This window comes from Psychrobacillus sp. NPDC093200 (assembly GCF_050280345.1).
Classification (GTDB): domain Bacteria; phylum Bacillota; class Bacilli; order Bacillales_A; family Planococcaceae; genus Psychrobacillus; species Psychrobacillus faecigallinarum.
Genome location: NZ_JBNNVC010000004.1, coordinates 237,156 through 259,669, shown reverse-complemented (window position 1 = coordinate 259,669; position 22,514 = coordinate 237,156). Strand labels below are relative to the sequence as shown.

General features: G+C 37.6%; 21 protein-coding genes. 6 read left to right on the top strand and 15 right to left on the bottom strand.

From position 1 onward, the window contains the following. Window positions 1-109 precede the first annotated feature (109 nt). From ACQKNZ_RS16605 to ACQKNZ_RS16575, 7 genes are all read right to left on the bottom strand, one after another. Complete coding sequence (locus ACQKNZ_RS16605; RefSeq protein ID WP_144539597.1) at window positions 110-1,645, bottom strand: DEAD/DEAH box helicase; 1,536 nt, start codon at window positions 1,643-1,645, stop codon at window positions 110-112. A gap of 319 nt (window positions 1,646-1,964) precedes the next feature. Beyond that, on the bottom strand, window positions 1,965-2,675 hold the full coding sequence (locus ACQKNZ_RS16600; RefSeq protein WP_427660763.1) for an alpha/beta hydrolase: 711 nt from the start codon (window positions 2,673-2,675) through the stop codon (window positions 1,965-1,967). A gap of 24 nt (window positions 2,676-2,699) precedes the next feature. Then, a complete protein-coding gene (locus tag ACQKNZ_RS16595) occupies window positions 2,700-4,067 on the bottom strand; it encodes a UDP-N-acetylmuramoyl-tripeptide--D-alanyl-D-alanine ligase (protein ID WP_427660788.1) in 1,368 nt (455 codons plus the stop codon). Between the two features lie 5 nt (window positions 4,068-4,072). Continuing rightward, a complete protein-coding gene (locus ACQKNZ_RS16590; RefSeq protein WP_144539591.1) occupies window positions 4,073-5,179 on the bottom strand; it encodes a D-alanine--D-alanine ligase in 1,107 nt (368 codons plus the stop codon). Between the two features lie 64 nt (window positions 5,180-5,243). Continuing rightward, a complete protein-coding gene (locus ACQKNZ_RS16585) occupies window positions 5,244-5,558 on the bottom strand; it encodes a DMT family transporter (RefSeq protein WP_144539589.1) in 315 nt (104 codons plus the stop codon). Next, window positions 5,558-5,887 carry a quaternary ammonium compound efflux SMR transporter SugE gene (gene sugE, locus ACQKNZ_RS16580; protein ID WP_144539587.1) on the bottom strand — a complete coding sequence of 110 codons (330 nt, stop codon included), beginning with the start codon at window positions 5,885-5,887 and terminating at the stop codon, window positions 5,558-5,560. The genes ACQKNZ_RS16585 and sugE overlap by 1 nt, the downstream gene beginning before the upstream one ends. Before the next feature lie 61 nt (window positions 5,888-5,948). After that, window positions 5,949-6,686 carry a hypothetical protein gene (locus tag ACQKNZ_RS16575; protein ID WP_144539585.1) on the bottom strand — a complete coding sequence of 246 codons (738 nt, stop codon included), beginning with the start codon at window positions 6,684-6,686 and terminating at the stop codon, window positions 5,949-5,951. A gap of 197 nt (window positions 6,687-6,883) precedes the next feature. On the opposite strand from ACQKNZ_RS16575, the gene ACQKNZ_RS16570 reads away from it, so the two are divergent. Next, complete coding sequence (locus ACQKNZ_RS16570) at window positions 6,884-8,068, top strand: FtsW/RodA/SpoVE family cell cycle protein (RefSeq protein WP_144539583.1); 1,185 nt, start codon at window positions 6,884-6,886, stop codon at window positions 8,066-8,068. 105 nt (window positions 8,069-8,173) lie between these two features. On the opposite strand, the gene ACQKNZ_RS16565 is transcribed toward ACQKNZ_RS16570, so the two are convergent. Further along, window positions 8,174-8,311 carry an Lmo0850 family protein gene (locus tag ACQKNZ_RS16565; protein WP_186318209.1) on the bottom strand — a complete coding sequence of 46 codons (138 nt, stop codon included), beginning with the start codon at window positions 8,309-8,311 and terminating at the stop codon, window positions 8,174-8,176. Between the two features lie 170 nt (window positions 8,312-8,481). On the opposite strand from ACQKNZ_RS16565, the gene ACQKNZ_RS16560 reads away from it, so the two are divergent. Together ACQKNZ_RS16560 and ACQKNZ_RS16555 are read left to right on the top strand one after the other, a co-directional pair. Continuing rightward, window positions 8,482-8,895: a CBS domain-containing protein gene (locus ACQKNZ_RS16560; RefSeq protein ID WP_144539581.1), complete on the top strand. Its 414-nt coding sequence runs from the start codon at window positions 8,482-8,484 to the stop codon at window positions 8,893-8,895. Between the two features lie 134 nt (window positions 8,896-9,029). Further along, window positions 9,030-10,193, top strand: coding sequence for an MFS transporter (locus tag ACQKNZ_RS16555; protein ID WP_151112488.1), 1,164 nt, complete (start codon window positions 9,030-9,032; stop codon window positions 10,191-10,193). Between the two features lie 261 nt (window positions 10,194-10,454). Here the strand turns inward: ACQKNZ_RS16555 and ACQKNZ_RS16550 are convergent, their stop codons facing one another. After that, complete coding sequence (locus ACQKNZ_RS16550) at window positions 10,455-11,756, bottom strand: MFS transporter (RefSeq protein WP_427660758.1); 1,302 nt, start codon at window positions 11,754-11,756, stop codon at window positions 10,455-10,457. A gap of 155 nt (window positions 11,757-11,911) precedes the next feature. Between ACQKNZ_RS16550 and ACQKNZ_RS16545 the strand changes: the two genes are divergently transcribed. After that, entirely contained in the window at window positions 11,912-13,132 is a 1,221-nt protein-coding gene (locus ACQKNZ_RS16545; RefSeq protein ID WP_151112484.1) for a helix-turn-helix domain-containing protein, read from the top strand. Window positions 13,133-13,466: 334 nt separating this feature from the next. Here ACQKNZ_RS16545 and ACQKNZ_RS16540 read toward each other — a convergent pair whose 3' ends face one another. The 4 genes from ACQKNZ_RS16540 to ACQKNZ_RS16525 are packed head-to-tail and all read right to left on the bottom strand — an operon-like array spanning window position 13,467 to window position 18,388. Beyond that, window positions 13,467-15,050: an aminotransferase class V-fold PLP-dependent enzyme gene (locus ACQKNZ_RS16540; RefSeq protein ID WP_427660756.1), complete on the bottom strand. Its 1,584-nt coding sequence runs from the start codon at window positions 15,048-15,050 to the stop codon at window positions 13,467-13,469. Between the two features lie 14 nt (window positions 15,051-15,064). Next, window positions 15,065-16,174, bottom strand: coding sequence for an ABC transporter permease (locus ACQKNZ_RS16535; protein WP_154312209.1), 1,110 nt, complete (start codon window positions 16,172-16,174; stop codon window positions 15,065-15,067). Continuing rightward, window positions 16,171-17,445 (bottom strand): ABC transporter permease, encoded by a 1,275-nt coding sequence (locus ACQKNZ_RS16530; protein WP_427660753.1) that lies wholly within the window; start codon window positions 17,443-17,445, stop codon window positions 16,171-16,173. Before ACQKNZ_RS16530 ends, ACQKNZ_RS16535 begins: the two co-directional genes overlap by 4 nt. 13 nt (window positions 17,446-17,458) lie before the next feature. Further along, entirely contained in the window at window positions 17,459-18,388 is a 930-nt protein-coding gene (locus ACQKNZ_RS16525; RefSeq protein ID WP_154312207.1) for an ABC transporter ATP-binding protein, read from the bottom strand. 187 nt (window positions 18,389-18,575) lie between these two features. On the opposite strand from ACQKNZ_RS16525, the gene cls reads away from it, so the two are divergent. Then, complete coding sequence (cls, locus tag ACQKNZ_RS16520; protein ID WP_144539566.1) at window positions 18,576-20,030, top strand: cardiolipin synthase; 1,455 nt, start codon at window positions 18,576-18,578, stop codon at window positions 20,028-20,030. A gap of 63 nt (window positions 20,031-20,093) precedes the next feature. Here cls and ACQKNZ_RS16515 read toward each other — a convergent pair whose 3' ends face one another. Further along, on the bottom strand, window positions 20,094-20,930 hold the full coding sequence (locus tag ACQKNZ_RS16515; RefSeq protein WP_154312206.1) for a M15 family metallopeptidase: 837 nt from the start codon (window positions 20,928-20,930) through the stop codon (window positions 20,094-20,096). 127 nt (window positions 20,931-21,057) lie between these two features. Between ACQKNZ_RS16515 and ACQKNZ_RS16510 the strand changes: the two genes are divergently transcribed. Then, window positions 21,058-22,209 carry an MFS transporter gene (locus ACQKNZ_RS16510; RefSeq protein ID WP_427660750.1) on the top strand — a complete coding sequence of 384 codons (1,152 nt, stop codon included), beginning with the start codon at window positions 21,058-21,060 and terminating at the stop codon, window positions 22,207-22,209. Window positions 22,210-22,258: 49 nt separating this feature from the next. Here the strand turns inward: ACQKNZ_RS16510 and ACQKNZ_RS16505 are convergent, their stop codons facing one another. After that, a complete protein-coding gene (locus tag ACQKNZ_RS16505) occupies window positions 22,259-22,504 on the bottom strand; it encodes a hypothetical protein (RefSeq protein ID WP_154312204.1) in 246 nt (81 codons plus the stop codon). Between the last annotated feature and the right edge of the window lie 10 nt (window positions 22,505-22,514).

Genomic DNA, 22,514 nt, shown 5'->3' with positions numbered 1-22,514 from the left:
TCTGCTTTTATCAAATGACACGTTTCGTGGTATTAGGCCGTTGCAATACTGCTTATGTATAAAAAAAGGTGAATCCAATAAATTGGATTCACCTTTATATTTTTTAGAATTAGCCTTCGTTACGTGGTGAACGAGTTCTTGTGCTACGTTGAGTAGAACCGTCACGTGGTCCGCTGCTACGACGGCCGCTTGGACGTGAACTGCCACCTGTACGAGAAGATCCGCGATCACTTCCACGACTTGATGAACTACGTCCTCCGCCGCTACGGTTACCTTTGTATCCGCCGCCACCGCTGCGTCCGCCACCACTGCGCTCTCTACGAGCAGGTAATGGGCGTTCTTCAGAAAGTGAGATTGGTGTATCGTCTGGCTCTTTTGTCATTGATTTAATTGCTGCTGCAACTACATCAATAGCTTCGTGCTTTTCAAGCATTTCTGCTGCAAGTGTACGATAGTCACCTAAGTCATTTTTGTTAATAATTTCAGTAAGAGCTTCAATTGCTACACGTTGCTGTCCAACTAATGCTTCATCTGAGCTTGGTGGACGAAGAGCTGTCATACGTTTTTTCGTAGTGTCTTCTACAATGCGCAGGTAGCCCATTTCTCTTGGAGTAACAAATGTTACCGCAATCCCACTTTTACCAGCTCGTCCTGTACGACCGATACGGTGAACATAGCTTTCTGGATCTTGTGGAATATCAAAGTTATAAACGTGAGTAACGCCTGAGATATCTAATCCACGAGCAGCCACATCTGTTGCAACAAGAATGTCAATTTTGTTTGATTTGAACTGCTTCAAGACAGACATACGCTTCGCTTGGCTTAAATCTCCGTGAATTCCTTCAGCTAAGTAGCCACGAATACTTAAGGCATTTGCAAGCTCGTCTACACGACGTTTAGTGCGTCCAAAAATAATTGCAAGCTCTGGTTGATGAACGTTCAAGATTCTTGAAAGGAAATCAAATTTTTCACGCTCTGTAGCTTTTACATAGAACTGCTCAATATTTTCAACAGTCATTTCTTTTGATTTAATCTTTACTTCAACTGGATCTTTCATGAATTTATCAGCAATTTTACGAATTGGTCCCGGCATAGTTGCTGAGAACAATAAAGTTTGACGATTGTCTGGAACACTTTCTAAAATTGTATTGATATCATCAATGAAGCCCATGTTTAACATTTCATCAGCTTCGTCCAAGATTAATGTTTCTACTTGATCAAGCTTTAAAGTACGACGGTTAATATGGTCAAGGATACGACCAGGTGTACCAACGATTACTTGTGGCTTGTTTTTAAGTGCACGGATTTGACGGCCAATTTCTTGTCCTCCGTATACAGAAAGTAAACGAACTTTTTTATCATAGCCCAATTTATATAGCTCTTCAGAAACTTGAATTGCAAGTTCACGTGTTGGAGCAATGATTAAAGATTGGATATTAGGGTTTTTAGGGTCAATTTTTTCAATCATCGGAATACCGAAAGCGGCAGTTTTACCAGTACCTGTTTGTGCTTGGCCAATAATATCGCGGCCTTCCATAGCATGAGTAATAGTACCTTCTTGGATTGGTGTAGCTTCTTCAAATCCCATTCGTTGTACGGATTTTAGTGTAGAAGCGCTAATATTTAATTCTGAAAAATTTGTCAAAATTTTAATCTCCTTTTTGTTCTGTTTTGACAAATGGTTACATTTTCAGATGAAATTGGCAAATTCGAGCCTATACGAGGAACGTTTCCGTTACTTAAAATTCTCTGTGGTTTTAGATCAGAGGGGTCTTATATAAAGGGAAAGCCCGGTCTTTTGCCGAGCGGTTCGTTAATTCTTGCGTAAACAAACCGTTATGTTCAAAAAAAAGTACTCTTCAATAAACGCTGAAGAGTCTTCACACAAAATGTATCCATTGTTCTAAACGTAGTATAGCATGCAATTTTGCTAGTTGCAATGAATTCGAATTTATATCCAGTAGTTAACAAATCTTTTCCTGCACTTCTTCCCTTAAAAATGCAAGAGCTTGTGGAAACCAATTCTGACAATCATCGCTATAGCAAATATGATGCTTTCCGCTATCCGAAAAGATTAGCTGCTTGTTTGTAGATTTAATGTGGTCAAATAAGAAGGGCGCTGCCGTATAAGGAACTATACCATCCTTTTTCCCTTGGACTAGACATACAGGGATAGTAATTTGCTCATAATAGGGTTCTACCATCTTAACCAGGCGTACAAATTCTAAAGCTGCTGGAATAGGGGTTGCACGTAGCTTTTTACTATAGATTTGGAAAAGTGTATTTTCTTCAGACTTACCTTCCACTATTTTTTTTGCTACGTCCCCTATATCATGTAACAGCTGTGCTGGATTTATGTATTTTGCGGCAGCACTTAATAAAACCATTTTATCAATTTTATAGCGCAGAGCTAAATAAATGGCAATAATTCCGCCCATAGAAAAGCCAACTACATACACACGATTTACTTCCTTTTGAAGCATACGCAGTGCCTGTTCGGCAGCCATCATCCACGATTCGGCGGTTAAGCTTTTTAATTCTAAAATTTCTCCATGACCAGGAAGAGTAGGAACTACAATTTGCCAGTCTGTATTTGCTTCCAAGTAGTCCACGAAAGGCTGCACCTCGTATGGACCTCCAGTAAAACCATGTATGCAAAGTATTCCTGTTTTCATGTAAGACCTACTCTCCTATAGCTACTATTTTTGAAAGGGTTCAATAACCTTTTCTAATCTCATTCCCCTTGAACCCTTCACTAAAACAATAGAATCCTTCTTAATGTTTGAATTTAAAAAAGATATAAGCGATTCATAATCATCTTCCACCCATTTTAGCTGTTGTTCACTGAATTTATCTGCTAGCTGGTCATATAACCATTTCATACGTGGACCAAATAAACAAATACCAGAGAATACCTCATTGGAAATCGAATGACTAATTTCTTCATGGAATGATTTTTCATTTGGACCAAGCTCTAGCATATCCCCTAGCACTAACCACTTATCTGGTTTAATAGTCGATTTTTCTAGAAAGTGAATGGCAGCTTTCATAGAAGTTGGCGCCGCATTATAGGCATCGTTTATAAAGATACTGCCATTCTTTGCTTCGATGACCTGCATTCGCATATCTGTCAGTACGATTTGCTTTAATGCCTCACGCATTTGCTGGGCAGACAGTCCAATTTCCTTCCCAATCAGTATAGCTGCCAAGGTGTTTTTCACCTGATGCTCCCCAAGAACAGGTATAGTCATTTCTTCGTTTAGCTCACCACTTACCATAAAACTACTTCCCTGTTCTGTAAAAGTCACCTGTTCAATACGTAAATCATTTAACTCATCAGTGCCAAAAGATTTAGTGTTTAGCTCGGGAACATTTGATATGAATGGTTTCAAAAGCGGTTCATCACCATCATAAACAAGTAGTCCGTCCTTGGCTAAACCAGAAATAATTTCAAATTTTGCTTTTGCAATACCTTCACGAGAACCTAGATCTTGCATATGTGCCTCTCCGATGTTAGTTATAACTGCGTATGTCGGTTTTGCCATATTAGAAAGGAACTCTATTTCTCCGAAAGAGCTCATACCCATCTCAAGTACTGCATACTCGGTATCTTCCTCTAAAGAAAGAATAGTAAGAGGAAGACCTAGCTCATTGTTAAAATTTCCTTCTGTTTTCTTCACTCGGAAGTAAGGGGTAAGCATACCTGCTAGCAAGTCCTTTGTGGAAGTTTTACCGTTAGAGCCCGTGATTCCTATAAATACCGTAGAAAGCTCAGACCGATAAGCTCGAGCCATCTGCTGAAGTGCCTCTTCACTACTTTCTACAAAGAGTAAGGGAACATCCTTCGGAGGATTCGGCTCATCCTTTAACCAAAATGCTGCAGCTGCTCCATTTTCAAATGCAGCCTCTACAAATTTATGACCATTCACATTCTCACCACGAAAGGGAATAAATAAATCTCCTCGTCTTAATGTGCGTGTATTAATAGATACCCCTGTAACTACAGGGTTACTAGTTGGCTGTTCTAATCCTAACCACTTTGCAATTTGTGCTAATGTCTTTTTCAACTTAGTCACTCTCCGTCCTTTGAATGCTCAAGCTGCTGTTTTTCCTCATAGCGTTCGATAGCTAGTGATATTAACTCCTCGATTAGGTCTGAGTATGATAAGCCAGAAGCCATCCAAAGCTTTGGATACATGCTAATTGGTGTGAAGCCAGGCATCGTGTTCACTTCATTGATTAATACCTCTTCTGTATCCGTAACAAAGAAATCTGCGCGAACCAATCCAGAGCAGTCTAACACTTTGAATGCACGAATTGCAGCATCCTCTAATGATTTTTGCAATCTATCCGATACTTTTGCTGGAATAGCATAGTTTGTAGTGCCATCTATATATTTTGCAGAGTAATCATAGAAGTCTTTCGTTGGTAATACTTCTCCAGCAACCGAACATCTTGGCGTGTCATTTCCTAAAACACTCATTTCTATTTCACGAGCTACAATACCTTGTTCTACTAGGATTTTACGATCATATTTAAAAGCAAGGTCGATTGCCTTTATTAGTTCCTCACGATTATTTGCTTTCGTTATCCCAACACTAGAGCCTAGATTAGCTGGCTTGACAAATAATGGCCACTTCAAGCTGCTCTCAATCTTTTCAAGTAATAACGCTTGATTGTTTTTCCACTCTTTACGGATGAAATGTACAAAAGGAACCTGCTTTAAACCTGCTTGTGCAAAAAGTTGCTTCATAACTACTTTATCCATTCCAGCAGCTGAAGCTAATACTCCATTTCCCACATATGGCAAGTTCAATACTTCTAGTAATCCCTGAACGGTACCATCCTCTCCATTTGGGCCGTGAAGCAACGGGAATATCACATCTAATCCTTCATTACCAGTCGATGCATCAAGCTCTTGTGCAGAGTTCTCCGCCGGCAGGAAGCTAGTTATGTCATTCGCTTTCCCTGTATCATCCCCAAATTGAAGTGTTTCTACTGTTTCCACAGGACCTAATAGCTTTTGACCCTTTCTCCATTCTCCTTCCTTTGAGATAAAGACGGGGTATACTTCATATTTATCAAAATCAATTGCTTGAGAAACTGCTCTTGCTGTTAATAAAGAAACCTCATGTTCTGCAGATTTCCCACCATATAATAATCCTAATTTCAATTTCATCACTTGTTACCTCCACGTTTTGGATATTTCTATTTTATCACTTCTAATATTAATACATGAACCATTAGCCAAAAAGTTTAAGACCTACGACTCCAAATATAATACAGCTTAAAAAGAATAATTTCAGACGGCTCTTCTTTTCGTTAAAGAAGTACATACCGACTAACACACTTCCCGCTGCTCCTATTCCAGTCCACACTGCATATCCTGTACCCACAGAAATATCCCTTAAAGCCAACGATAGTAAAAAGAAACTTAAAGAAGCAGAAATAATGGTAAGGGCTGTAAATTTTTTGTTTGTAAAGCCATTGGAGAGCTTCATGCAAATAACAAAGGCCACCTCAAATAATCCCGCAGCAATTAGTGTAATCCATTCCATTATTCCACCTCCTCGGTATCACTTAGCTTCAGACCTATAATGCCGAAGAGTAATATACATAAAAACACAATTTTCCCTATACTAACTGGTTCATTAAACCAAAGAATTCCGACAATCGCCGTGCCGGCAGCTCCTATTCCGGTAAATATAGCATATGCAGTTCCTATTGGAATCGTCTTCATCGCCCTCGCGAATAAAAAAAAGCTTATTATAAGAAATAATATTGTGATGATGGACGGGACTAGCTCTGTGAAGCCATGCGCTTCCTTTAAACCAATCGCCCATATGATTTCAGTTAATCCTGCAATTACTAGTAGAATCCAAGCCAATCTCAATCACCTCATATACATAATAAACGCTTTTGCAACGAAATGTAGCAAAAGCGTTCCCTTATACTTCTATTATGAAATCATATGGTCTTTTTATATGGTGCTTAATATCCTCTAGCACCTCATCCGGGAAAATATTTTCCGGTAAGCAACGTATCTCAATCCCATAATTTGTTTTATCACTTCGGAATAAAGACATAATTACTCCGTCCTCATAAAAGTCTGTATACCTCTCCACTGTGGTAGAGGAAAGCTCTGGCAATATAACGTTATTCTTTTTTCTCCAAAATGCAGTAGATTTTGTTTTATCTTTAATCTGTTGGTTAAACCAGTCAGCAATTAAATAATAAAAATCTTCATGATCTCTAAAATATATTTTAGTAATATGCTGATCCTCATCAGTCATATAAACAAATCGATTTTGAAGATGATGATAGAATGGTGAGCGAAAAGCTTCCTTCTTGTGAGCTATATATAAAAGTTCAGCTTGTTCCTGTGGCGTTAGCATATTTAATTTTCGTTCATCCGAGAAATCTAATAAACACAGCGAAAAGGACTTTTCAGCCATTTCCTTTAAAAAGTGTGCATATTGATTTTTTCCTATGAACTCCATTTGCGTATGCATATTAAAAGAAGAATCTTCATATCGATGCTTTAACAATAATAGGAAGGGCAAATCAGTAAACTTCAAAAATTGTTGAACTGAAATCCCACTAAATAATGCAAAATGCTCTATCTCATTTGTATGAACATATAGATGAGCTAAATAATCATCTATATCTCTCTCTTTTTTAGCCACTGAATTCACTCCTCATATAAGATATATATTAGCATAATTTCATTTAAACGAAACAACTGTTTTTGTAATATCGTCTATATTACTCACAAGCAAAAAGCGAGTATTTAGGCTATAATAGAAAAAGTGTGTTTCCCTCGATTTAAGAGAGGGAAAATGTAACAAAAATTTGTAATTAGAAAGAAATCTAGGTGATTTTTATGGAAAATAAAAAAGGCTTCGCTGATCGCTTCGATTGGACATTAGCTTTTATAATATTATTATTTTTAATTGTTAGCTTGTTAGCTATTTCTTCAGCTCAGACTACAGGTCAATATGCAAGCTATAACTTTGTATCGAAGCAGCTTTTTTGGTATTTAGTTGGTTGCGTTATTATTGGATTAGTTATGTTTTTTGAGCCTGAGCAATATAAAAAGATGGCTTGGTATATATTCGGAATAGGAGTTTTCCTATTAGCCCTTCTCGCTATACTTCCAGACAGCTTGTCATTAGTAGAACCGCGGAATGGAGCAAAAAGCTGGTTTCATTTACCGATAGGAGACATTCAGCCAGCCGAATTTATGAAGACCTTTTATATTTTAGGATTAGCTCGCCTTATAACCTATCATCATGAACAGTATGCGATGAAAACAATTAAAACAGACTTTATTTTGTTGGGGAAAATAGGAATAACCTTAATAATACCTTTAGCTTTTATCATGCTTCAGCCCGATTTAGGTACATCCTTAGTTTTCTTAGCCATTACCGCTGCGTTAATCGTCGTAGCAGGAATCTCATGGAAAATTATTTTACCTTTATTTTTAGGTGGAGCTAGCATTGGCGGATTTTTGTTGTGGATGGCCTTGTATGCGCAGGATTTCCTTGCCAAGCATTTCAACTTCGAACCTTACCAATTTGCTCGTATCTATTCCTGGATAGATCCATATTCATATGCTTCTAATGAAGGAATGCATCTAATAAGCGCATTGAATGCTATTGGATCAGGAGAAGTTTTCGGTAAAGGATATGGTGGTCGGGTAGTATATGTACCTGAAAATCATACAGACTTTATCTTTGCCGTTATCGGAGAAGAATATGGCTTTGTCGGTGCCAGTGTCGTAATCAGTCTTTACTTTTTACTTATCTATCATCTAACGAAAATTACTTTACAGCTTAAGGATATGTACAGCACGTATGTGTGTGCAGGAATTATTGCGATGATTACTTTCCATGTGTTCGAGAATATCGGCATGACAATTCAACTGCTACCTATAACTGGGATACCTTTACCATTTATAAGCTATGGTGGTAGTTCGCTTATGGGTAATATGCTCGCCATTGGTTTAGTATTTAGTATGAAGTTCCATCATAAAACTTATATGTTCGCTAAAAACGAGGATGAATAAATTACAGAGGAGGCTCGCTGCATACTGCGGTGTTAGCCTCCTCTTTCCACATAAAAAAAGAGACTTGAGCGTTCGTTTTAAACGAATTTACAAGTCTCTCTTTTTTTAGGAGTGCACATGTGGACTTTGTGCTGGTGGTGATAAAGCCTTAAGCATTTCAAGTCTAGATTTTGTCATTGTAACAGTCACACCAAGTTTCGATAGATTACTTACAATTTTCTTTAAATCAACTTCCTTAGCCAATCCACCTCAGTCCCTTCCAATTATTATTACGAATTTATATTTAAAAAGTTTCTTTTATTTTTATTTATTCTTACCTTATCATACCACTTTTTACATAGTCTAAACCTTTCATTTTTATTACATATTTTACGCAATTGTAAACCATCATAACCTTTAAAGGAGTGATATCGATGATTGTACAAGATGTAATGAGCAAGCAAGTGGTTACGTGTAGTCCCCAAGATTACGTGAACGAAGTTGCCGAGCAAATGCGTTCATTGGATATCGGTTGTTTACCTGTAGTAAGCAAAAACAAACTCGTTGGGATGATAACTGACCGCGATATTGTAACCCGAGCTGTTGCTAAAGACGTTAAATGTAAAGTGGAAGAAGTCATGACTAAATCAGTCATTTCTGTTTCACCACAGGATACTACAGTAGATGCTTCTAATGTGATGGGTGAAAATCAGGTTCGTCGACTCCCCGTTGTGGAGGATGGGACTTTAGTAGGCTTTGTATCCCTTGCAGATTTAGCCTTTCCTTTTCCTCATATTCAAGAAGTTTCCGAAGCTATACAAAGTATATCCGAACCAAGAAGTTATTAAACAGGTGGAGCTATCCTTGTAAAAATAGGGTAGCTTTTTTGATAATACCTCATTTTCTCTGCACCATTTCGAGATGAAAAATCCTGAAGAAAGATGTAATATAAAGGATATGGTTTGAGAAAGCAGGTTTTACAATGAAAAAATCTCTCTTTATATTAATGTCAGTCCAATTTTTGGTCTATCTTGGTTTCGGGCTTATTATCCCCGTATTACCTGAGGTTATACTCCAAGAAAACTACAACGAGGTGCATGTAGGAGGATTACTGACAGTCTACGCTTTGGCGTCCTTTTTCACAGCTCCTTTATGGGGAATGCTATCTGACCGAATTGGACGTAAAATGCTCATTTTAATAGGTTTAGTTGGTTTTAGTTTAAGCTTTTGGTTATTTTCCTTATTTTTTGATTCATTGTTCATGCTCTACCTCTCTCGTGTAGTAGGTGGATTATTTTCAGGGGCGCTTTATACAGCAGTAACTGGTTTTATAGCAGATTTATCGGATGAAGAAAATCGTAATAAGTATATGGGATTCATGGGGATGTCTATTGGATTAGGGTTTATCTTTGGACCAGCAATTGGAGGAGTTTTAGGACATATAAGCTTAGAAACTCCGTTTATCGTCTCCGCTATTCTATTGTTAGTTATTTTTGTTTATGCTTTGATAATTTTAAAAGAACCTACACGTACTGGTGAAGCTAACAAACGCGCGTTACTTCCTAAGGGAGCTTTAAGTTTGTGGTCCTATCGCATTAAATACTTATTCCTATTCTCCTTCATGGTTACTTTCCTGCTAGCAGGCTTAGAGGCAACCTTTCAGTTATTTCAAATTGAAAGAGTCTCTATAACACCTTTACAAATTGGCTATCTATTCATGTTCAGTGGATTTGTCGATGCAGCAATTCAAGGAGGAGTCGTTCGACGGATCAAGAATGGAACGGAGACAACCTGGTTGATATATGCACAAATCGTTACGGCTATCGGATTAGTTATGACAGTGTTTACAACTAATATTTTTTGGGCAGGGTTTTCCCTTTGCGTATTCACCGCAGGTAACGCCCTTGCAAGAACTACTATTGTATCGCTGACCTCTAAGGAATCTGGTGGTCGATATGGAACAGCAGCTGGAATGACTTACTCAATGGATAATCTGGGACGCATTATCGGTCCGCTTTTATTCGCATGGTTATTCACTAAACAGCCGGATAATATTTATGTTTTATCTGGTATTCTCGCGATTCTAGCAATTGGTTTAATTTTTGGTTATCGCAAATCAACTAAAACATTAAAAAGAACAGTATAGGAAAATGCCAAGGAGTTATTTCCCTTGGCATTTTTTATTTTAAAAGAAGCTGATTCTATTTATGTGAGAAAACACTACTAATGAAGAGCGAATAATGATTTCCGGCGAGCGAAAGCCATCATCGAAACTCGCGACCAGTTAATAATGGCTTATCTTCCTCACTCTCCCACAGGAGTCGCCGCCTGCCGTTCCAATCAACAGACTTACAAATATTCGTGTTTCCCAGCTTCGCACCTTGCCCATATCACGGCTGTCAATTTCTTACTCCGGCTGAGGTTCTGGAGAAGCGTCTTCTCTACCTTTCGAAAGCTCAGGATGTGCTAATTTAATGACGGACGGTCTTGCAAGCACTAATACAATCGCTATTAGGAGGATGCTTGACACGATTAAGATAAGCTCTGCCGCTAGCACATCATACAGAAACCCAAAGATAACCATCCCAAGTGGCATTAACGCCATGGATCCTGTTTCTAAAATAGAAAATACTCTCCCTTTGTAATCATCATCAATCGTTTTTTGCATCATGACCATTATTGGCGTATTGGTGACAATCATAGATACCCCAAAAGCAAATAAGACTACGATGTAAAATAGAGTGGTCACAAAATATGACATATTAACTAATAGTGGTGTAGCAATGGCCCCTAATAAAATTCCAGTTGCAATTATACTCCACTTCGATACAAGGAATGGGTATTTTAACTCCTTTGTGCTGGAGAAGTAAATAGACATTAGCAGCATTCCAATGGCAAAGGCCATTTCTGTATAGCCAAAATGGACAGGGTCAAGTTTTAATTTTTCGATTAGAATAAACGAATATCCCACTTGAAATGCTCCAAACAAAAAGTTAACTATCAATGAGATGAAAATCATAATTTTTAATATAGGCTGCTTCATAAGATAAGAAAATCCTTCTTTGATGCTTTGTAACATGGATTCCTTTGGTGCCCCTTCTACTACTTCTTTTCTTGTAGCAAATAATTTAAAGTTCATCGTGGATTCTAAAATCACGGCTATAATAGACGCAGCTAAATAAATTTGTAGAAAAACCGGCATAGACACTGTACCGTATAATATACCTCCAACCGCTGGGCTTCCGATTGCTGCAAAGGAAATCGACATTTGGTTTAGAGACATTGCTTTTTGAATTCTTGACTCATCTACTAATCCTGTCATAGAAGAACTAAATGTTACTCCAGAAAACGTCGATGTTATGGATAAAATAACCGTTGTTGTGTAAATTGCAAACAATGATAACTCTGTTGTTAAACTGACGATTAATAATCCACCTATTGCAAGTGATGCAGCGATTTGAGCACCAATTATAATGGCCTTTCTAGAATATTTATCGGCTGCATAGCCTGCAAATGGAGCCAGTAGAGTTCTTGGTAAAATACTACAGATTAGATTTGCAGCAAAGCTAGTTGCAGATCCGGTTAACTGTAGAATGTAAAAACTGATAGCAAATGCATATACTTGTGCACCAAAAGTCGATAGGAGCTTGCTAATGGTAAATGTCCACAAATGATACGTCGCTTTTTTTAACTTTAAAACCTCTTCCATAACTATTTCCCCTTTGTTTAGCCTTTTCAATTTCACCCTAAATAGTTCTGAAAAAACTAAAAGTTTAATTTTATTAAACAAATAATATCATATTCATTCTTCCATTACAACAAAAAGTTTAATATAATTAAACTAACGATAAATGAGGTGAAGTTATGCAGACGCTTGGAGAGCGAATACGTACATTAAGAAAACAACAAAAGATGACTCTAGAGGCTCTTGCAGGTACTGAGTTAACAAAAGGAATGCTCAGTCTAATTGAAAATAATAAGGCAAAGCCTTCCATGGAAAGCCTACAATACATTGCGAATCAGTTGAATGTGGAAGTATCCGAGTTATTAGAAGAAGTAAGTGGTCATGAATTACGAGAAGTTTTAGAGAAGGCTGAAATACTTTTCAATACAAACTATGATGTTCTATCCGATGAATATGAGCAATTAATACATTTAGTCGAGCCTTATTTGCCCAAGCTAGGTCAGGGATATGAATCTGCTCGCTTGCTAGAAATGTATAGCCGCTGTAAACACCAAGCACACAAAAAAGACTGGGAAGAACCGTTGAACCAGGCTGCAGAAATATATGAAAAATTAAATATCACTGCTAGGAGAGCTAAAATTGGAATCGTACGAACGGCAGTTAAATTCCAAGAACATAAATATCAGGAAGCCTTAAACATCCTTCAAGAAGAACGTGCTGATTTAGAGAAAAAAGGAATTTGGATGGACCCCGTCTCTCGACTTGACTTTGACTATGTAGAAACAGCGCTTTACTACGCAATAGGCGACCATGAATCAGCATTAAAGCTTATGGATCAAGCAATTGAGTATTCTAAAGAAAATAAAACATTTTACCACTTAGATGACCTTTATAGAATCGCGGCAGCCCATGCCATGATGAGCAGGGATGAGGAAAAAATAGAATACTATTTAAAAAAAATAGAAGCTTATGGAGTTTTTGCAGACGACATAGATGCAGAACGTTTCTCCTTTTTTGTAAAAACCCATTACCTGAATTCTTATAAGAAGCAATATGAAGAAGCAGACAAATTATTTAAAACGTATAATTTAGAAAAAGACAAGTTGTTTACTCACTACTTTCTATTAGAAAGAGGAAAAACCTTTTACGGTTTAAAACAATTTGAAGAAGCAATCGAACAACTGGAGCAGGTAGTAATACAGGATGTTATTAACCATCCTATTGATTTATCAATTTTTTATGAAAAGGATGCTTATCTAGCCTTATGCTATACAGCAATTGGTCAAACAGAGAAAGCAAAAGCATTTGCCCAAAAAGCACTCGATCTTATAAAAGAAATGCCTGACACTCCTTACAAAACTTTCATACAGGAAACTTACAAACAAATCGTAACAGATTAAAAAATTACTCCATCCTCCTGTTGTGCTATGCGACAAATAAAGAAAAAGGCCGGCTTTCATAGAGAAGAGCCGGCCTTTTCATTGAACGGTCATAATTTTTTTTATGCAATCATAACTCCACTCTATCCGACAATAAATTTTTCTACCCGGTCATAACTCCGTGCTATCCGGTCATAAATTTTTCTATCCGGTCATAACCCACGCTATCCGGTCATAAATTTTTCTATCCGGTCATAACTCCACGCTATCCGGTCATAAATTTTTCTATCCGGTCATAACTCCGCGCTATCCGGTCATAAACACACCCAAAAGAGTCATATCTGAATAAAACATCTCAATTCAGGCTGCTTTGTTGTTCACTATCATGATATAAACGATAATTAGCAAACCATTTTACAAACTTAGTCCAAGCAAGCTCGAAATCAGGCTGGATACAAGAGATTTGTATAAGTCCCTTTTCCTTTAGATAATCACTTCTGTAGTGCAGGTCGAAGCCGGACATTCTAGCATCCTCGGCAAGGTATGGGAATTCCTTTTCCTGGATAGTGAAAATCATTGGATAGTTATGATTTGTAAAAAGTTCTATGTCGAGCCTTTCTATTTCTTCCTCGATAAACATCCAGCGTTTATGTAATAGCTTATATCTTTGTCCATTATCATAGGCCATTAATGCATTTTCTAGGCTAAGGATGAATTGAGATGGCATTGTAAAAGGAATAGCAGAATTTGTTGTTAAACCTATGTCCAAGTAAGTTGGAATTCGCTCACAGGATACTATTTCTGAGTTAGCAAATACAAAAGACAAGCCACTCATAGAACCTATCGCTTTTCCACTAACTCCAGTTGCCAAATATACCCCTTCCATTGAAAACGGTAGAGAACCAAATGAACTCACACAATCTGCACACAGCAACACGTTATAGCGTTTACAGATTACTTGTAGTTCATCTAAATTATTTAGCATTCCTGTGGAAGTTTCACCATGAGCCATGAGTAACCAACTATAATTGCCGGAAGATAGTTTTCTTTCAATTGTTTCTAGATGATAGGTCTGTCCCCATACATAGCTCAACACATTATATTCTAGTCCCCATCGCATCGCCTGCTTTTCAAGACGCTCTCCAAAAGCTCCGTTCGTCAAAATCAAGCCTTTTTCATCTAATACCTTCAATTGAGCTATCATCGCTTCATTCGCTAATGTACCACTGCCCACTAGTAGATGAGCATGTTTAGTGCCACTCATTTGACAAAGTCTGCTTTTCACACGTTCGAGCATAACTTCAAATTCATGAGAACGGTGAGTAATTGGTTCTTCTTGAAAAGCCATTTGGATTGGTGCAGTTAGATGAACTGGGCCAGGATAAAAGGAATGCCTTTTCTGCTTAAAGCGCGCAGCTACCGAATTATCAAAACGCTCTCTTGTCAACACCATTGGTACATAGAGAGCACCCTCCGCTCCTACTGGGGCAGCAAACGGTTCGAAGCCTAATTGGTTGTAAAGCTTTTGCTCCCTTACCGTACCAGATATAACAGCCGCACCATACCCATTCTCATATGCATAGTCAGATAACGCCCTAGCTAAATAATAAAACACACGCCCATTGCGATGTTTTTTATCTACTGCCAGTAAACGAACCTCACAAAGCATTCCTTGAAGCGCATCTTCCGGCAGAATATTCTCCACCGGTCCTAGCTTCTTGTCTAAAGAAAATGGTCGCTCCGCTCTAAAGGCGACCATTCCAGCAAGCTCTTGATCTTTTAACACAATCACGTAGACATTTTCATGATGAAATGGATCAACTCTCATCCCACTTGGATTTGGTTCATGCTGTGGAATCTCTTCTACAAATGTTTCATAATTTAATCTAGCTATAGCTTCAAATTCTTTTTCAGATCTTGCTATTTTACACCAGTACATACCCATCCTCCTTTTTACTCAATTGAATGGCCACGTTCTGATTTCTTCTCTAAAAGATATATTGCTCCCGATATTAACGTAGCCGCAAATAGTAGCATCATCCATAAGTACGTCGAAACAGCACCTAAGGTTTCCCCATATATGGTAATCCTTTTTAATGCTTCCATTGCATAGTAGATTGGAGAGAGCCATTTCATGGCCAAAAGACCTTCCGATTGTACTATTTCAAGAGGCCAATAAGCACCTCCTATCATGGCAAAGGCAACTGCCAGTAACGAGATAATTACTCCGCTTTGGCTAACTGTTTTGACAAGAGAAATGATTAGCAATGATACAGCTAAAACTAATAATACATAAATACTCGTTATTAGAATTACTTCCAAAAGTGCTCCGTACATATTGGTTCCTACTACAAATCGAAAAACCAAAATAACTAAAAGCATTTGCAGAAGCCCAATTATAAAGCTAAAGGATAAATGGCCAAAATACAATTGGAATCTACTAATAGATGCTAGCTTTAAGCGATTCCATACGCCAGTTCGCTTATCCTCCAATATAAATTGAACATTAGTGGAAATCGTGTAAAACACAAAAAAGAGCATATATCCGAATAGACTTTGAAGTGCTCCGTCATATCGAAAAACCTGCGCTTCATCCATCGCACTTGTGTTCATCTGAAAGGCTTCTTGATTACTTAGATTCTCTTTTACCTCGAGCCATTTAAGTTCTCCACCCATCTCTATTATTTTTTGCTGGAAGGCATTTTCGCTATATGCAGTTTCGATAGCAAGCGAGATTTCCCTTACAGAGTCTGTCTCAGTACCCGTCAGAACTGTATAGGCTGTTTGAGTCAGATGTACGCCGATTAAGTCTGGATCCTGTTCCACTTTTTCATAAAGAACATCCTTTGTTACCTCTTTTATAGAATACTCCTCAAATGTATTTAACTCGTCTAAAACTTCCTTACTTGTAGATGTATCATCTAAAGCAATTAAGATCGGTGTTTGGCTCCCTACTCCTCCACTAAGAACATAGGCAAGCACTAAGGTCATGAGTGTCATCATTATAAGTACTAATGGTTTTCTTTTTAAATTCTGAAGCCTTGCAATCCAAATTCCCTTCACGACTTAGCACCTCTTCTAGGAAATAGAATTATGGAAAGTAATACACATATAAAAATTCCAATATAAAGTACATTCAGATGAAGCCATATTCCGCTAAGCTTTTCCCCAGATTGAATAGAGAGTATTGCTTTCATCGTTGCACCATTGGGTGTATAACTCCCTATGTTCGCTAGTGTTTCCGATATATCGCTTATTTTGAAAAAGGAACCGCCTAAGAAGGAGAAAATAGTAATGACCAATCCATTAAATACATTAGCAACTCCTTCTGTTCCAGTCTTAAATTGAAGGGTAGTGAGTAGAGCGGAAAGTCCCCCAATAAACAAACTAAAACTTAGAACAATAACGCCCATCGATGGCCAGCCAATCCAATCAATACCTAATGCCAAACTACCATACAGTAATACTAAAGCTTGCTGTATAAGCGCCACAATTGTTCCAGTGATTAAAATAGATAGTACATATAAGGTGCGAGATACTCCTGCCAAAATAATTCGATCATACACCTTCCACTGTACTTCCTGTAAAGCAAAGCCCGCCAGAAAGGATGGTATATAAAGTGCAAACATCACAAGCATTCCGATTGAATAATATATAGAGGACGGAACTGTTCGCTCGCCCTTTGGCAATACGTGTTCTATTTTTATTACTTGCTCCGTTGCTCCCATAACTTTATTTGGGGGTATTCCAGCTTTCGTAAGGGCTAAGGACTGGCTATATCCTCTTTGCCACTCCTCAATAATTGATTGGACAATGGAGGCTCTGATTTCACTGTTTTGATTTAAAAACAATTCAAATTTCGGTTCTTCACCCGTGTTGAAATAAGCATATTTTATATACTCTAATCGAAAATTTGCAGGAAAAGATAAAATGCCCTCGATTTCTTCATCCTTTCGAAGGCTTCCTAGGTCTTCAGCTTTTCCGTTTTCTACCTTTAGATATTTTTCTATTTCTGTGGAAGAAAGAATCGAGTTTTGTAAAACAAAAATAGGATCATTTTCTTTCAATGTTTGAAGAAGAGAATCTTGCGCTGGTCCTGCTAACCCCTCATTCTCTAAAAATAATTTTATTTCCTCACTTTCCTGCTCCCAGCTGGATGAATCAACTATTACTAAATCTGCTTGAATAGCCACCTCTGCTGTACTGTTCATAATGCCTGATAGAGCTGAGGATAAAATAGTGATGAGAACAATCGGCATTACCAATAAAATAATAAGTGGTTGCTTATTTCGAACAAGCATTTTTAGCTGCTTACTAATTAGGCTCAATAACATTCCTATCTTCCTCCTAATCTCTCAATGCTCTGCCTGTTAAATGTAAAAAGACATCCTCGAGAGAAGGCACCTTAACTATAGCTGAAGTAATGGTCACCCCATTTTCAGCAGCAATTGCAAAAATACGCGGTAGTGGTTCTTCCTCTTTGGCTAAGGCAAGTAAGAGAGATTCCTCCTCGCGGTATACGGTAGCTGCAGGAAAATGCTTCTGAAGTGACTCTTCAAATACAACTGGCAATGTATGACCCTTTAGTTCAATTGTTTGGTTTCCGGAGACAAGAGATTTTAGTTCTTCCTTTGTTCCAAACGCAATAATTTCTCCTTCATCCATGATGTAAATTCGATCACAAAGTAACTCAACCTCTTCGATATAGTGACTTGTGTAAAGTAAGGTCATACCTTCCTCTACTAGTTGTTTGACTGTATTTAAGATATAGGCTCTAGATTGAGGGTCAATTCCAACCGTAGGTTCATCCATGATTAACAACGATGGGAGGTGTAGCAGAGCAGCCCCAATATTGAGTCTACGTTTCATCCCTCCTGAAAAGGTCTTGACTTGATCCTTCTCCCTCTCCTTCAACCCTATTTTAACTAGAACATCTTCTACTCTGTTCTCTAGAATTTGACCTTTAAGACCATATATCCGCCCAAAAAATTTCAGATTTTCCTTAGCAGTAAGCTCCGGATATAAAGAAATTTCCTGAGGAACTACTCCTAATGTTTTACGAAGTGCTTCTGGATTATCCTTAATGGAAACATTATTCCACAGTACATCTCCACTAGTTGGTTGAACTAAAGAAGACAACATAGATATAGTTGTAGATTTCCCTGCACCATTTGGACCTAATAACCCTACTGATTCTCCTGCACCGAGCTCCAAATTTATCTTTTTTACAACTTCCTTTGTTTTAAATTTCTTTTGAAGGTTTCTCGCCTGTAACATAGTCCCATCTCCTTAAGTCAAAATCCCTATATAATTATATCAAATAATTCAAACTTCTTTTCTTGAAAATTTACTAATATTAATCACTTCTGCTTATGGGTTTACTAAATATGTTACATTTCTTCTTTCTTTTAACTAAATCGGATATACTAGAGAGGAAAGACATGTATGATTTGGGGGTGCAATTTTGGCTGCAAGTATTTATGGGTTTATCGTTTCTGGAATACTAATTTTGAATATATCGCTAGCGATTGCCTTAATATTTTTAGAGAGACGAGATGCTTCCTCCACCTGGGCTTGGATATTAGTTCTCTTCTTTATCCCCATTCTAGGATTTGGAATATATTTATTGTTCGGGAGAAAGCTGCGACGTAAAACACTTTTCCGATGGGAAGGAAAAAATAAAATCGGCATTGACAAACTAATTGATTTTCAAATGGAAGCCATTGAGGATGAATCATTTGATTTTCGTTTAGATGACGCCAGCCATTACAAGGAATTAATCGTTATGCATCTGCATAACAATCATGCTGTTCTGACACAAGACAACAAATTGGAGATTTACTCTGATGGGCGTGAAAAATTTGATGCACTTTTAGAGGACATGAACAATGCGAAAGATCATATTCATATCCAATATTATATTTTCCGTTTGGATAATTTAGGACGAGAAATATATAATGTTTTATTAGCAAAAGCTAAGCAAGGTGTAAAAGTACGTATACTATATGATGACACTGGATCTCGATCATTAAGAAAGAGGCATTTTAAAGAATTAGTTGAGCTAGGCGGTCGTGTCGAGTCCTTCTTCCCTTCTATTCTTCCTCTGATTAATCCACGAATGAACTATCGTAATCACCGTAAAATCGTTGTAATTGATGGGCGTATTGGGTATATCGGGGGCTTCAATGTGGGAGATGAATATTTAGGAAAGAAAAAGAAATTTGGTTACTGGAGAGACACTCATCTTCGGATAGAAGGAAGCGCAGTACATCCTTTGCAAACTCGCTTTATATTGGACTGGAACCAAGCCTCTGCAGATCATGATATTGAATACTCAGATCATTTTTTCCCTGCTATTCCTATGAAGGGCTCTGTTGGACTTCAAATTGTATCCAGTGGACCAGACTCGGAATGGGAACAAATTAAAAATGGATATCTTAAACTAATAATGATGGCTAAAAAGTATATATATATTCAAACTCCTTATTTCATTCCGGATGCAAGCTTTATGGACACTCTTCGTATTGCCTGTCTATCAGGAATTGACGTACGGATTATGATCCCTAATAAGCCTGACCATATGTTTGTATATTGGGCAACTTATTCATATGTAGGAGAGCTTATCAGAGCTGGCGCTAAGATATACATTTATGAAAATGGCTTCTTGCATACAAAAATGATTGTCATTGATGACGAAGCCTCTACTGTAGGTACCGCCAATATTGATGTTAGAAGTTTTAAGTTAAATTTCGAGGTGAATGCATTTATCTATGATCGAGAAACTTCCCATCAGTTAGCAGAGCTATTCGAAGAAGACATGAAGCTCTCTACCGAATTGACTTGGGAGCTTTATGAACAACGCACATCTCTAATTAAGTTTAAGGAATCACTTTCTCGATTGATTTCTCCTATTTTATAGGAGGAACAAATAGCTACCAACATAAAATACGAGATTCCAATGAATAACTGGAATCTCGTATTTTTATATACCTAAATATTCTTCTAAAGTAGTGTTAGCTTCGTATATTTTTGTTGCATGATCTACACCAACATATCGGAAATGCCATGGCTCAAACATATAGCCAGTAATTTTCTCTTTTCCATTAGGATAACGCATGATAAAACCATATTTGTGAGCATTCGCTGCCAACCATTGGCCTGCTGGTGTCTCTCCAAAACTTTCTCTGGCAAAATGTTGCTCAAAATGTAGTTCACCTATATCAAACGCAAGACCGGTTTGGTGCTCAGAATATCCAGGACGGGCACTATATCGGTCCGCTGCATCTACTCCGTCATTGCTCACATATCTATCATAAAGCTGCTGTTGATAGTCAAATGATCGATATGTACTAAATGCTACTAATTCGTAATCAGACAGTTTTGCTTCTGCTGCCAATGCCTCAAAGGCTTCTCTCGCTTCTTCACTTTCTCCTGGTGCAAAAGTAGAAGGTAAAGGGTACCTCTTACTTGCTATTAATATTCCGTCCACATAAGTAGGCTCTGCCGGTAGAATTTCATTGCCCACGTAGCCTTTTGCGCCCGAACGATCCACTTCTTCTGCAGGTTCCTCAACTACGGGCTCTTCCATTGGTGGTTCTTCCACTTCATCTATTGACTCTGTTGGTTCCTCTACTATTTCTACCTCTTCATCTTCCTTAGTTGGAATTCCTAATGATTCTAAGCTCTTATTTATATTCCAATCATTTATACCAATCCATGCAACGACACTAACAACTATTAAACCCGCGACTATACCCGAAACAATTTTCGGCCATTTTTTCTTTTTCTTTTGCTTCATAAAGCTAAATCTAGATTGCATCCCTTGCTCTTCCTTCTTTCCAATTTACGATACTATTAGTTTAACATTTTTTAATGAACTAATCCCTAATCAATTCAAAATGCATTATAATATATTAGATAAATATACGAAAGCAATGAGGTCGGCTATGAAATCCCAAAAATGGTTATCTATCAACTTCTTTACTTTTTTCTTTACGTGGGGCGTGTTTATGCCGTATTGGACAGGCTATCTAACAAATGCAAAAGGTTTAAGTGTTACCTCTGCAAGTATTGTAATGGGAGCAGGGATGCTAGCAAGAGCCTTCTCCACCTTTGTTTTATTTCCCAAAGCAACGGGTCGTTTTAGCATGCAGAGAGTTCTACGATTGCTTGCACTGTTCTCTTTTGCAGCTATAGTTTTATACATACCTTTTAATTCTTTTTATTCTCTCTTAGCGATTACTGTTACTTTTAGCTTAATATATCCAAATCTTTTACCTGCCATGGAGAGTAGTGCGTCCATACTTATGCAGAAGGACAAAATCCACTACGGGAAGAGTCGTTCCTTTGGATCTGTGGGATTCATGGTCGCCTTATTATTTATAGGTGGAGTCACCGCTATTTGGGACGAGCAAGCGATACTATGGACGATGTTAGGAGCACTTGCCGTCATTATGATAACTTATTCCAAGCCAATGCCTGCTTCTTTGAGCGAATTACCTCACCAGGTAACTAAAGACAACACAGGCAATTGGAAAAACCTATTTACCTCTAAGCAATTTATCGTTATTTTAATCTTAACTATTCTTATTCAAGGCTCACATGCCTCTTATAATAATTATGGATTTATCTATCTGCAGGATATTGGAGTAAATAGTCTTTATATTGGGATTGTTTTAAACGTTGCAGTAATTTTTGAAATTGTATTCTTTCTATTTGCAGACAAGCTATTTTCCAATAAAAAAGTATCCTGGATGCTTTTGTTAGCCGGAATTGGAGCAACGATCAGATGGATTAGTATTTACCTGTTTCCTTCTGTCTGGATATTCATCCTAACTCAAGTTCTACATTCCGTTTCATTTGGTATTGCCCATTACGCTTTTATCCAATATATTTCTCGAACGCTGGACAAAAGCCATATACCTGCAGCTCAAGGAATTTATGCCGCATTATCTATGAGTCTAAGCAGTGCATTCCTAACTTTCGTTGGCGGTTACTTATATGATGTTGAGCCAAGACTTGCATTTTTAGGAATGGCCTTCTGTACAATTCCAGCTATCGTAATACTTCTCCTATCTCGAAAAAAATATGCCTACTAACTACGTATAATTCCATAAAAAAAACATTACCTACGAAAGGTAATGTTTTTTAATTTATTATTAAAACTAAGACTAGTACAAAAAGGATGGTGAAAACTATTGCCATCGTTCTCATCCACTTTGCTTCACGGACATGCCCTTTTTCCTTAAAAACAATTGCCCGATAACCATTACTTAAAATAAAAATAACTGTCATGAATAAAACAGCGAGATTAATGTTCCCTTTAATAATAAATACTAAAGATGCGATACTCGCAGCAACAATCAAAATACCAAATATCCAATTTCGTTTCATTTTTTCACCT